The organism is Eleftheria terrae (genome assembly GCF_030419005.1).
In the GTDB taxonomy this organism is placed as follows: domain Bacteria; phylum Pseudomonadota; class Gammaproteobacteria; order Burkholderiales; family Burkholderiaceae_C; genus Caldimonas; species Caldimonas terrae.
This window is the reverse complement of the sequence record NZ_CP106951.1, coordinates 2,943,627-2,956,652: the sequence shown is the minus strand read 5'-3', so window position 1 is coordinate 2,956,652 and position 13,026 is coordinate 2,943,627. Positions and strand designations below refer to the sequence as shown.

7 protein-coding genes and 2 pseudogenes are annotated in these 13,026 nt (G+C 62.5%); 8 read left to right on the top strand and 1 reads right to left on the bottom strand.

What is annotated here, in order from left to right:
- Positions 1-72: 72 nt before the first annotated feature.
- The 3 genes and pseudogenes from N7L95_RS13035 to N7L95_RS13025 all read left to right on the top strand — a co-directional run.
- A pseudogene (locus tag N7L95_RS13035) lies at positions 73-432 on the top strand (helix-turn-helix domain-containing protein); the annotation flags it as partial.
- 63 nt (positions 433-495) lie between these two features.
- Positions 496-1,622, top strand: a protein-coding gene (locus tag N7L95_RS13030; protein ID WP_435870020.1) for an IS3 family transposase whose coding sequence is annotated in 2 segments (ribosomal slippage) — positions 496-757 and positions 757-1,622 — 1,128 coding nt in all. Because the reading frame shifts where the segments join, the coding sequence is not laid out codon by codon here.
- Between the two features lie 15 nt (positions 1,623-1,637).
- Positions 1,638-2,357 (top strand): annotated as a pseudogene (locus N7L95_RS13025) (integrase core domain-containing protein); the annotation flags it as partial.
- 11 nt (positions 2,358-2,368) lie between these two features.
- Here the strand turns inward: N7L95_RS13025 and N7L95_RS29600 are convergent.
- Positions 2,369-5,593 (bottom strand): hybrid sensor histidine kinase/response regulator, encoded by a 3,225-nt coding sequence (locus N7L95_RS29600; RefSeq protein WP_435870019.1) that lies wholly within the window; start codon positions 5,591-5,593, stop codon positions 2,369-2,371.
- Between the two features lie 1,696 nt (positions 5,594-7,289).
- On the opposite strand from N7L95_RS29600, the gene N7L95_RS13010 reads away from it, so the two are divergent.
- From N7L95_RS13010 to N7L95_RS12990, 5 genes are all read left to right on the top strand, one after another.
- On the top strand, positions 7,290-8,429 hold the full coding sequence (locus N7L95_RS13010) for a methyl-accepting chemotaxis protein (RefSeq protein WP_301255674.1): 1,140 nt from the start codon (positions 7,290-7,292) through the stop codon (positions 8,427-8,429).
- Positions 8,430-8,441: 12 nt separating this feature from the next.
- Positions 8,442-8,810, top strand: coding sequence for a response regulator (locus N7L95_RS13005; RefSeq protein ID WP_301255673.1), 369 nt, complete (start codon positions 8,442-8,444; stop codon positions 8,808-8,810).
- Between the two features lie 16 nt (positions 8,811-8,826).
- Entirely contained in the window at positions 8,827-9,162 is a 336-nt protein-coding gene (locus N7L95_RS13000; protein WP_301255672.1) for an STAS domain-containing protein, read from the top strand.
- A complete protein-coding gene (locus N7L95_RS12995) occupies positions 9,162-11,273 on the top strand; it encodes a chemotaxis protein CheA (RefSeq protein ID WP_301255671.1) in 2,112 nt (703 codons plus the stop codon). Before N7L95_RS13000 ends, N7L95_RS12995 begins: the two co-directional genes overlap by 1 nt.
- 78 nt (positions 11,274-11,351) lie before the next feature.
- Positions 11,352-13,013: a methyl-accepting chemotaxis protein gene (locus tag N7L95_RS12990; RefSeq protein ID WP_301255670.1), complete on the top strand. Its 1,662-nt coding sequence runs from the start codon at positions 11,352-11,354 to the stop codon at positions 13,011-13,013.
- The last annotated feature ends 13 nt before the right edge of the window (positions 13,014-13,026 follow it).

The window sequence follows — 13,026 nt, the reverse complement described above, 5'->3', positions numbered from 1 at the left end:
TTTCACTAAGATGTCATAGCTACGACTTGATCTGACATTACCCTTGCCCGACAGGGCGTTCAAGGAAGTCAGATGACACAAGATCAGAAGATCATTCGCAACAAGATCGGGCTATTGAAGCTGGCGCAGACGCTGGGCAGCGTATCAGAAGCATGCAAGGTGCTGGGTTTCAGCCGAGACAGCTTCTACCGCTTCAAGGAACTGTACGAGACGGGCGGAGAAACGGCGCTCGCAGAGATCTCCCGCAAGAAGCCCAACCTGAAGAACCGGGCGGACCCCATCATCGAGCGAGCGGTGATCGACTTCGCGCTGGAGCAGCCGGCATACGGCCAGGTGCGCGTTGCCAACGAGTTGAGAAAGCGCGCCATCAGCGTATCACCCGCCGGCGTGCGCACGATCTGGCTGCGCCATGACTTGCAGACCTTCCGTAAGCTCCCCCTGTGAGTAGACAACCGATTTTTGGAGAATGCGGCGTCATAGGAAGGAAGAGGCCGAATGAGGAAGAGCAAGTTCAGCGAGAGCCAGATCGTGGCGATCTTGAAGGAAGGGGAAGCCGGAATGCTGGTGGCCGAGGTGTGCCGCAAGCACGGCATCAGCGCGGCGACGTACTACGCGTGGAAGAGCAAGTACGCTGGGGCCACGGTATCGGACCTGACGCGCATGCGCGAACTCGAAGCCGAGAACTCGCGGCTGAAGCGCATGTACGCGGACCTGGCGTTGGAGAACGCGGCCATCAAGGACGTGCTGTCAAAAAAGTTCTGACGCCGTCCGCGAAGCGGCAGGTGGTGCAGGTCATGGTGACCGAGCATCGCTTGTCGATTGCGCGAGCCTGCACGGTTGCAGGCTTGTCGCGGGCGGCGTACTACAAGACGCCGGTACTACCCCAGGAGAAGGATGCCGAGGTCATCGACGCGCTCAACGGCGTGGTGGAGAAGAACGGCCGCTGGGGGTTCTGGAAGTGCTTCGACCGGCTGCGCCTGGATGGCCGGCCATGGAACCACAAGCGGGTCTGGCGCGTGTACTGCGAGCTGGGGCTGAACATCCCGCGGCGCACGAGAAAACGCATCCCCAAACGAGTTCCGGTCCCGCTGGCGGCCACCGGCTTTGTCAACGACGGCTGGGCGCTGGACTTCATGCACGACGTGCTGTACGACGGACGGCGGTTCCGCACGCTCAACGTGATCGACGAGGCCAACCGCGAAGCGCTGGCCATCGAGGTGTCGCAGTCCATCCCTTCGACGCTGCTGATCAGGACGCTGGATCGGTTGATCGAGTGGTACGGACCGCCGAAGTCAATCCGCATGGACAACGGCCCGGAGATGACCAGCCATGACTTCGTGAAATGGGCGCAGCGCAACGGCATCGCGCTGAACTACATCGAGCCCGGCGAGCCGAACCAGAACGCGTACATCGAACGATTCAACAAGACCTACCGCACCGAGGTGCTCGACGCCTACCTGTTCAGCTCGATTGAACAAGTCAAGGCGATCACCGAGGAGTGGATAACGCAGTACAACGAGTACCGACCGCATGACTCGCTGGGCGGCATTCCGCCACGCCAGTTCATGCCACGTTTGACGACCACAACCGCCGCAAACTTCAGTATTCAACTGTCTGCTTGACAGGGGAGCTTACGCTTCCAACTGCGCCTGAAGGCGCTGTCGGCCAAGGTGGCGCAGGAGGGCGTGATTCTCACAGAGGATCAGGTCCGTGCGCTGGAGAAGGCCAAGCAGGAGAAGGAAGCGCACGGCGAGATCGAGACCGAGCACCCGGGCTACCTCGGCTCGCAGGACACCTACTACGTGGGCAATCTCAAAGGCGTAGGGCGCATCTACCAGCAGACCTTCATCGACACGTACAGCAAGCTCGCGTTCGTCAAACTCTACGACCGCAAGCATGCGATCACGGCGGCGGATATGCTCAACGACCGGGTGCTGCCGTTCTTCGAGGACCACGGGGTGCCGCTGCTGCGCATCCTGACCGACCGTGGCAGCGAGTACTGCGGCAACCGGGAGACGCACGAGTTCGCGCTGTATCTGGACCTGGAGAACATCGAGCACACGCGCACGCGCACGAAGAGGCCTCAGACCAACGGGATCTGCGAGCGCTTCCATCAGACCATCCAGAACGAGTTCTACGCCAGCGCCTTCCGGCGCAAGCTGTACAACTCGCTGGACGAACTGCAGGTGGACGTTGACGAGTGGATGCAGAGCTACAACGCCGAGCGGACGCACTCGGGCAAGTACTGCTACGGTAAAACGCCGCTGCAGACCTTTATCGAGAGTGCAACGCTGGCGTACGATAAACAGCTGGATCAGATCAAGCAGACACCTCACACCGATACGGCCGTCGCTTGACGGCTTGTCTGTCAGATCAAGTCTCGACTAGGACAGTTCAGCCGAACTTGGAGTGCCTTCCGAACCGCCTCGTACAACTCGGATGCCTCGTAGGGTTTCATCAGCAACACCGCACCGCCTAACCCTTCGCTCCAGCTTGCGGCGTAGTCCCCCGTCGCAAACACGATGGCGATGTCCGGTTGTTGCTGCCGCGCTTGCTGTGCGAGCGCAGTGCCAGAAGTCCCTGGCAGGCCGACATCTGCCAGCAGGACATCGACGCGGTGCTCCGACAGCTTGCGCAGGGCCGTCCCGGCGTCCGCGGCGTTGAGCACACGGTAGCCCTCATGCCGCAGCAGCTCAGTCGTGGTGTCGCGGATCAGACAATCGTCCTCAACGAACAGCACGGTCGCGCCGCTTGGTGTTGACCACCGCGCTCCTTCCGAGAGTATGCGCGTTGCGGCGAAGGAGGCGCTCTGCGCTGCTGCCGAGCGACGTTGCGCATCATTACCAAGCACGTGCCGAACCTTGCGAGCCAGCGCTTCGCGGGTGTACGGCTTAGACAGCAGTTCCACGCCGGGGTCCAGCCGCCCGCCGTGAACGATCGAATTTTCGGTGTAGCCGGAAGTGAACAGCACGCTGATATTGGGCAAGCGCTCGCGCGCCTTGCGTGCCAACTCTGGACTTCGGAGGGGACCCGGCATGACGACGTCGGTGAAAAGCAGGTCGATCGGCACGCCACTGTCGATGACCGTGAGCGCGCTGGATGCATCCTTGGCCTTCAGCACAACGTAGCCTAGATCAGCGAGAAGCGCGACAGCCGTGTCTCGCACAGCTTCGTCATCCTCGACCACCAAGACGGTCTCGCTCCCGCCTCGCACGGGGGCAGGAGCGGTATCGGCTACCACATCCTCAGCCTCAATGGCGCGCGGAAGGTAGATCTTGACAGTCGTGCCCTCTCCGAGTTCGCTGTAAATCTTGATATGCCCGCCCGATTGCTTGACGAAGCCATAGACCATTGAAAGGCCCAGCCCGGTGCCCTGTCCCTCGGGCTTGGTGCTGAAAAACGGCTCGAAAACACGATCGATGAGATGCGGCGGAATGCCCTCGCCCGTGTCAGACACTGCCAGCAGGACGTACTGCCCCGGGTGAATGTCTTCATCTCCGTGCAGTCGCGCGTACTCGTCATCCAGCATCGCGTTGCTTGCTTCGATCGTGAGGCGGCCTCGACCGTTCATCGCATCGCGGGCGTTGATGGCAAGGTTGAGAATCGCGTTCTCGGTCTGACCTGCATCAACAAGCGTGTTCCAGAGACCTCCGGCGATGACCGTTTCAACTTCGACCTCCTCACCGATTGCTCGCCGTAACATGTCGTCCATGGACCTGACGAAGCGTCCGATGTTGACAACCTTCGGCTCGAGCGGCTGCCGGCGACCGAATGCGAGCAACTGCGACGCCAGCTTCGCCCCTCGTTCCACGCCGGAAAGCGCATTCTGAACGCGTTGCAGCGCCCGATCCTTCCCTTGCAATTCACCAGCGAGCAGTTGGAGATTGCCGCTCACGACCTGTAGAAGGTTGTTGAAGTCGTGGGCCACGCCGCCTGTCAGCTTGCCTAGCGCCTCCATCTTCTGCGCTTGGCGCAGAGCCCGCTGCGCGGCCTCCCGTTCAGTAGACTCCCGTTGCAGCCGGTCCAACGCATCCGCCAATTCCTGCGTACGCTGAGCGACGCGCTGCTCCAGCGTTCCGTTCAGGGCATGCAGCGCTTCCTCTGCGTGCTTCTGGTGAGTCACGTCGTATCCATCGACGAAGATGCCGTCGACCGTACCATCGGCCCTCAGGATTGGCTGGTAAACGAGGTGGATATAGCGCTGCTCCAGCACGCCGCGAGGATCTCTCTGCAGTTGCACGCCGAGGTTGCGGCCCGTGAACGGCTGGCCTGTCTGATAGACGTTGTCCAGCAACTCAAAAAACCCCTGACCTTCGACTTCCGGGAGCGCCTCGCGCACGCTGCGCCCGATCAGGTCACGATGCCCAACCAACTGCAGATATGCATCGTTGACCAGCTCAAAGACGTGACGCTCGCCGCGCAGCAGGCACATGAAGCTCGGCGCCTGCTGAAACAGCGATCGCAGCCGGTCGCGCTCTTGCGTCCGTTGCTCAATTTCCGACGTCAGGCGGGCGTTTGCTTGGCGCAGCGCGTCAGCTGCCTCCTGACGCATCCGCAATGCCTCCGCCAGTGCCGCGGACCGCTGGCGCTCCGCTTCGTATACCTGCACGCTTGCCAAGCGCGAGGCGATCTGGCCGGCGAACAGGTCGAGAAAGGAGAGGTAGTCTTTGTCAGCAGGCCGAAACGGATTCAGCCCGACGACCATGGCACCCAGCGGCCGCTCAGTTCCCTGGCCCAGCAGCGGAATGAGCGCTGCTGTGCTCGGGGGCCGCATCCACTCGCCACAGGGAATGTCCTGGAGGCACGATAGATCCAGGAGCGTTGTTGCGACGCCGTCCCAGACGCTTCGGAGGTCCCATGTGACCGCTTGGTCCAACGCAACGTATGCGGGCGCATGAGGGTGGTCACGATGCAATCCGGCGGTGCAAGCAAGGCGAGCGTGCCTCGCTCCGTCGAAAAGGTAGATGACGCAGAACGGCATGTCCCGCTGGTTCTGCTCGAGCGCGAGCCCTACCGCGTCGAAGACCGCCGAGGTGGTCTCCGCATTTGCAAGGCCGGAAGCCAGCCCTTGAAGAGACGCAAGTCGGCGCTCACTGATGACTCGCTCCGTCTCCTCGGTGACGGCGCAAAAGACACCCTCCACCGTCCCGGTGTCGCCGAGCAGGGGACTGTAGGAGAACGTGTGGTAGGTTTCCTCAGGATAGCCGTGCCGGTTCAGGATGAGTTGCAGACCCCGGTCCCAAGTCGCCTCGCCTTTCTCGTAGACAAGCCGCAATCTGGGCTCCACCTCAGCCCATATCTCGGACCAAAGAACACGGGTCGGCTTGGCGAGCGAGTCGGGGTGTTTGTCCCCAAGCGTCGGACGGTACGCATCGTTGTACAGGAAGGCGATGTCCGGCCCCCACCCCAGCCACATCTCGAACTTGGAGGTGAGCAGCAACCGAACCGCCACTTTCAGCGCGTGCGGCCAGTTCGACGGCGGCCCTAAGCTGGTTGACGCCCAGTCGTGTTGCCTCATCAAGGTCGCCATCTCGCCACTCCCGACGAAGATGTCCTCATACTCGTCAACGCAAGGTTGGCTCGTCAGCTGCACGGAATGATGCATATCGAAACGACTAAACGACCTGTATTACGATAAAGCGCTCGCTTCGGAAAGGCGGTTTGCTTTCGCAGTGAGGCGACGCAGAAATGGCACAAGGTGAGCCGAGGCGCATTCTACGAAGGTGGCCATGATTGGCGCTATGCAACGTCCTGACGGGTTCTAGGACGTGCTGAGAACCAGTCCACCGCAGCCTTGGCTCCCCAGGGAAGCAGAATTGCCCGGCCTGGTGTCCAGAGCGGCTCAAACGCAACCTAGGTGCGTAGCACTGATTGGCGCCGCGGTATAACCAACTTCAATTTGGTGAGAGCCCTTAGGGACCATGAGGCTGGCAGCCTTCCGGTGCATGGGTTCGCGGAGCAAGCGTGCCCGTGCTCACGGGCTCGTAAGGACCGCCAGCGTTCAATCTCCCGTGCGAGCGGTACTGAAGGCGACGTAGCCGGCCAGCTGCGGCCCGGTGCAGTCCGATGCCTATGGATCGGCGCACCGCAGCTAGACGGCATCCGTGAACGGCAAAGCTGAAGCAGATGCAGATGCAAAATGTGTGCAGCATCTTTTGCAACAGAGAAGGACGATCTAGCCAATCACCGAAATGTTTAGGCCGCGTCTTCGTCCACAGCTTCCTGGTCCATTGCAGTCTCAATGCCACCGTGCGAGTAGCATGCGCCGCTGCAATTGTTCTCACCTATGCGTGTCCTGGCGAGGACGAAGCGGCCGTATTCCCTGCGCCGGCCGCTTCGCATAAGGATCCACCGTCTCTTCGGCACCACCGTGCCAGCGCTCTTGATGATTCCCGGGCCTGATGGGGCGATTTGCGCATTGGCGGAAAATCGCGAAGCCTTCATGCCGTCGTGAAGCTGCGTCATACCCGTACACGGGCCCTACCAGACACGTCAGACACACTAGCTACGGTTGTCCGCATGTTGGCCCACACGCCTACCTTACCAGTGCGCGTGGCTCGTAGAACTTTCAATGGGTCGCGAAGGCTTTGCGATGGGCGTGCAGGGACCCGACGAAGCCATTCGGTGAACAGAGCGCCCGGTACGACACGGATTGACCGCCGTGCAGCCGCCTTCCCTCCGAGGCGGGTGCCCTGCGCACTGCCGCGGTATGCGCCTGCATCAGCTCGGGCTGGCTAGGATCTGCCGATGTTCGTCCTGCGTAGAGCAGCGACCTAGCGCCCACTTGGGCAGGAATCCAGGGGGTCTCCTCTTGGTGTTCTTGCCGGTCACTGGCGGCTTGATGCGCGCCATCCTTAGAGCGGCTAACAAAACTCAGCGCAGCGGTTCTGGCTAGGCGCGCCGCCGCAGACAGTACGACCGGTACGGCAAGGCGGCGCAACGACGCCAGAAGAGTTTTGTTAGCCGCTCTTAGTCATGGTTGCCCTGCGAGCCGTCGCCCCGGTTGCTGACCACAGGAGTCTGTGCACGGCTATCCGACGCGGGGAAAACCGAACAGCACGCGGACGTCTGCCACGGAGCTCACAGCGGCCAAATCGGCGCCAGCAGGCTGTTGGGTTATGTCATCTCGCCAACTCCTCCTGGTAGCTCGCGGCGCGTTACGGCAATTTTCCTCGGATATTTCTAGACCTGGCGCGCAGGGGTCAACAAGGGCGGGCTTACGCCGAAAACCGCACTAGGCCTCGCGAGCCAACCCGGCTCGCAGCCCCAACCACCCTCCGAACAAGAAGATGACCTTCGTTCCAACAAAACAGCGAACAGCGGCGTATACACCAGCTGCCTTGGGTATCGTCGCTGCAGCCAGCCTTCTGGGCAGTGGGGCCGAGGGTGTGCTGTTCGGCCTGCTGGGCGTGGCGCTGATGGCGGTTGGTGGGCTGGCACCCCGCGCACCGCTGAAGTTCATTGCCGCAGCACAGCTGTCACAGCGCTCGCATGCCGAGTCCTTGAGCCGCTTCGCCGCGCAGTTGGGGCCCGTGTGGACAGCCCAAGTCGACAGTGCGCGCACGCAGACTGAATCCGCGATCGACCGCTTGAGCCAGCGCTTTGGCGGCATTGTCGGACGGCTGGGGCATGCGCTGGACGCGCAAGCGGTCAGTGCCGCGGGCGGCCCGCAACTGGTGGGCATCTTCCACGAGGCCGACAGCTCGCTAGGGGAGGTCGTCTCGTCCTTGCAGGTCATCACCGAGGGCAAGGCCGAGCTGGTCAAGGAAGTGCACGCGCTGGAGCATTTCATTGGCGAACTGGGCAAGATGGCGACCGACGTGGCACTGATCGCCCAGCAGACCAACCTGCTGGCCACCAACGCCGCAATCGCTGCTGCCCGGGCCGGCGAACACGGTCGTGCCTTCGCAGTGCTGGCGCAGGAGGTGCGCAAGCTGTCGGCCGAATCGGGCCACACCGGTTGCCGTATCGCGGCGCAGGTCGAAAGCGTGACTACTGCGATCGTCCGTGCCCGCCAAAAGGCCGAATCGACCGCGCAGCGGGACGGCGAGCGCATTGACATGTCTCGCGACGCCATCGCCTCGGTGCTTGACCGACTCCAAACGGCGGTCAATGCGGTGTTGCAGTCGCGCGACCAGCTACAACACGAGAGTGCGGCCATCCGGGCCGAGGTGGGCGAGGCGCTCGTGCAACTGCAGTTCCAGGACCGCGTGAGCCAAATTTTGTCGCATGTGGCGGCGAGCATCGACCAGCTGCCGCACGAGATGAACACCCATACCCGACGCTGCCATGCGGCGCGAGCGTTGCTTCCGCTCGATGCCTCATCGCTGCTGGCCGCCTTGCATAGCAGCTACGCGATGGCCGACGAACGCGCACTGCACGACGGCAGCTCCGCAGCGAAACCGGTCGAAGAAGTGACCTTCTTCTAAAGAGGAAACACCTTGTCCAAGACCATCATGATCGTCGACGACTCCGCTTCGCTGCGGCAGGTCGTCAGCATCGCGCTCAAGGGCGCCGGATATGACGTACTCGAAGGCAGCGACGGCCGGGCGGCGCTATCCAAACTCAGCGGCCAGCGCATACACCTCATCGTCAGCGACGTGAACATGCCCAATATGGATGGCATCAGCTTCCTGAAGGCAATGCGCCAGCTGCCGGCCTACAAGTTCACGCCTGTGGTGATGCTCACGACCGAATCGGCGGAAGACAAGAAGCAACAAGGCCGTGACGCTGGCGCCAAGGCCTGGGTGACCAAGCCGTTCCGACCGGAGCACTTGCTGGCGGTGGTGCAGAAGCTGGTGGCCGCGTAAAGGGAGGGGCAATGAAATGAATGCTGATTCGAGTCCTGTTTCCGCGCTGGCTTCGACGTCCACCACGCCAGCAGCCTTGCGAGTGGAGGGCGAACTCACGATCTACCGCGCTGCCGCACTCAAGCAGCACCTGCTGGGCTGGTCGCATGAAGCACCGGTGGTGGAGTTGGACCTTGCGGAAGTGACCGAGATTGATACCGCCGGCATCCAGCTGCTGCTGGCGCTAAAGCGCAAGGTTGTCGCGATGGAGCGCGAGCTGCGCCTTGTTGCACACAGCCAGGTCGTTCGCGAGGCGCTGCGTACGGTCGGCATGGCGGCCATGTTCGGCATCGGCGTCTCGGAGGCGGTGTGATGGACATCAACCAGGCATTGCCCACCTTCATCGCGGAAAGCCGCGAGCTGCTAGATGACATGGAGCAGCAGTTACTCCGTCCCGACGCGCGCGAGTGCGGCGAGGCGCTCAACGCAATCTTCCGCGCAGTGCACACGATCAAGGGTTCGGCTGGATTGTTCGGTTTGGACGACATCGTGGCCTTCACGCATGTGGTCGAAGGCGTGCTCGACGAGACGCGCGACGGCAGGCGATCGATGACAGATGACCTGGTCTCGGTGTTGCTGCAGTGCGCCGACCAGACCCGGGCGCTGGTGGATGCGGTGGGCGATACCAATGCAGCCGTCCACGCGCATCACCAGGCGGCCTGCCACGAACTGCTGCAGCAGCTGAGAAGCGAGACGAATCCAACAGCACATGGGGACGCGCGTGCCCTGGCGGCCTCAGTTGGAGGGCTGCGTAATCACTGGCACATCTCCTTGCGCTTCAAGCCCGACGTGCTACGCCACGGGCTGGATCCGATGCCGTTCATCCGGTACCTCGGTACGCTGGGTTGCGTGGAAGCGGTTGCTCCGATCGCCGACGCGATGCCCGAAAGCGAAGAGCTCGATCCCGAAAGCTGCTACCTCGGCTTCGAGATCGCCTTCAGCAGCCCAAACGCCGACAAGAAGCTGATCGAGTCCGCCTTCGAGTTCGTGCTAGATGATTGCGAACTGCGTATCGTGCCGCCGCACAGCCAGGTACAGGCATACCTGGACCTCATTGACCAACTGCCCGAGAAGCCCGCACGGCTAGGCGAGCTGCTGGTGCAGTGCGGATCGATCACCGAGCATGAGCTACAGGCAGCCTTGCAGGCGCAGGCTCGAACGGTCGGCGATCGCGCGCCACTAGGCGAAATCCTGGTAGGACAGGGCTCGGCGCCGGCGCATGTGGTACACGCGGCACTGTCCAAGCAGCGACAGGTCAAGGAGTCCAGGGCACTGGAGACGCAGACGGTGCGTGTTGATGCTGCAAAGCTTGACCAGCTGATCGACCAAGTCGGCGAGCTGATCATCGCTGCAGCCACTGCCAACATGCTGTCGCGCCGAAGCGCGAGCGCCGAGGTTCAGGAATGCAACGCGACGCTCACCACGCTGATTGAGGGACTGCGGGACAGCGCGCTGAAGCTTCGCATGGTCAAGATCGGTGCCACCTTCAGTCGCTTCCAGCGCGTAGTGCATGACGCGGCGCGTGAGCTAGGGAAGGACATCGCTCTGGAGATCAGCGGCGAAGACACGGAACTCGACAAGACAGTGGTCGAGAAGATTGGTGATCCGTTGACTCACCTAGTGCGCAATGCGGTGGACCATGGCATCGACACACCGGAGCTGCGAACAGCACGTGGTAAGCCACCGCGCGGCACAGTGCGGCTGAACGCGTACCACGAATCCGGCTCGATCGTGATCGAAGTGTCGGACGATGGGGGCGGGCTCAACCGCGAGCGCATCCTCGCCAAGGGTGTGGAGCGCGGCCTGGTGGAACTGGGAAAGGCACTGAGCGATGCCGAGGTGTTTGCGCTGATCTTCGAGCCGGGATTCTCGACGGCCGAGCAGGTCACCAACTTGTCCGGCCGCGGCGTCGGCATGGACGTGGTCAAGCGCAACATTGCGGCGCTTCGCGGCAGTGTGGATATTGAGAGCCGCCCTGGCCAGGGCACCACGATCCGCGTGCGCCTGCCACTGACTCTAGCCATCATCAACGGCTTCCAGGTGGCGGTGGGCAAATCGGTGTTCGTGCTCCCGTTGGAAATGGTGGACGAGTGCATCGAGCACGTGACTCACACCGGGCACGATTTCACCGACCTGCGCGGCGAGGTGCTGCCATTCATCCGTCTCCGCGATCAGTTCGGCATAGAGGATGAGCCGACGTCGAGGCAGAACATCGTCGTTGTCAAGCACGCCTCCCAGCGATTCGGCATCGTGGTCGACACGCTGCTGGGTGAAGCGCAGACCGTGATCAAACCCCTGGCGCGCATGTTCTCCCGTGTGGTGGGCATCAGCGGCTCGAGCATCCTGGGGAGCGGAGAGGTCGCCTTGATTCTCGACGTGCCGGCGTTGATGAACCACACACAACGCGAGTGCAACACGGCCTGAGTGCAAGCCGTCTGGAGCCGTGAGCACGCAAACTGTCATTCTGGGCAGAAAGACTGGCAATTCAACCAAGGGACACTGATGCTCAGCGACATCAAGATTAGCGTTCGACTAATCGCCGCCTTCCTCATCGTGGCCGCATTTTGTGCGCTCGTCGGCTTGGTCGGCATCACCGTTACCGCCAAGATTAATGACAAGGCCGAACGCATGTACGACACCGAGCTGCTGGGCCTCTCGCTCGTCAAGGAGGCAAACGTCGAACTCACCGCGGTCGGTCGCGCCCGCGCCAACTACATGCTCGCCGCGACGACCGACGACAGGGCGCGCCACCAAGACGCCGTCACAAAGGCCCTCGCTGCGATGAAGGACTACCTCGCGAAGGCGGCACCCCTGCTTGTGAGCAAAGAAGGTCAGCTGATCCTCAAAGCGTTCGCGACCGAGGCGACGCAGTACGAACGAGACCTACAGGCGCTGCTGGCGCTCGCCTCCACCCGCCGGCTTCAGGAAGCCGACGAGGCCTTGGACCGGCAGGCCCAGGCAGCCTTGAGCAAGGCCAAGCAGCTGGACGGAATGGTGGCGGAGTTGGTCAGACTCAAGGAAGCGCGCGCCAGGCAGGCTGCCGAAGAGGCACAGGCGCTGTACGAGCAGAGCCGCACGCTGATGATCCGAACGATGGTTGCGGCGCTTGTGGGCGGCGTGTGGCTGGCCTTCTTGATCAGCCGCAGCATTAGCCGACCGCTAGCGCAGGTGGTGCAGGCGGCCAACCGCATCGCTGAGGGCGACCTCACGGTTCAACTGGGGTGCACCACCAAGGACGAGAACGGGCAACTGCTACAGGCCATGTGCCAAATGGTCGCCCGTCTGACCGAGGTGGCCCGCGACGTAACCAGCAGTGCCGAGGCGCTCGCCAGCGCCTCCGAGGAAGTAGGCGCGATCGCACAGTCGCTGTCGCAGGCAACTAGCGAGCCGGCCGCCGGCGTAGAGGAATCCAGCGCCTCGATCGAGCAGATCACTTCCAGAGTCGCGCAGAACACCGAGAACGCGAGACTCGCCGACGGTATGGCAAAGAAGGCTTCAATCGGAGCCAGCGAAGTTGGCGAAGCTGTGAAGGAAGCGGTCAACGCGATGGAGCAGATCGCGCAGATGATCGGCATCACTGATGACACCGCCTACCAGACTGGCCTGCTGGCCCAGAACGCGGCGAGCAAGGCCGCCCGCGCTGGCCAGCATGGCAAGGGCTTCGCGGTCGTAGCCGCCGAAGTGCGCAAGTTGGCCGAGCGCAGCCAGGTGGCGGCACAGGAGATCGGAATGGTCGCCTCGAGCAGCGTGGATCTGGCCGAAAAGGCCGGCCGCCTGCTCGACGAGATTGTTCCGAACATCCGCAAGACCAGCGAGCTGGTGCAGGACATCATCGCGGCCTCGCAGGAGCAGAGCTCGGGTGTGCGTCCAATCAACGCTGCCATAAGCCAGCTCAGCCGGACCACGCAGCAGAACGCGTCCAGTTCCGAGGAGCTGGCAGCCACCGCTGTGGAGATGCGCCACCAGGCGCAGCAGCTGCAGCATGTGGTGTCGTTCTTCAAGTTTGGGGCCGCACGAGCTGGCACGCCAAGTGAGCCGAAGCGGCCGCTGAAAGCCAAGGTTCGGCAAGCAATGGGCAAGGTGGTGGCGGCTGCCAGCCCAGGGGCAGCGGCTGCGGCGGCCCTGGCACTCAATCGCGACGAAGCAAGTATCGCCCAGTTCTGAACCTGGCGACCCT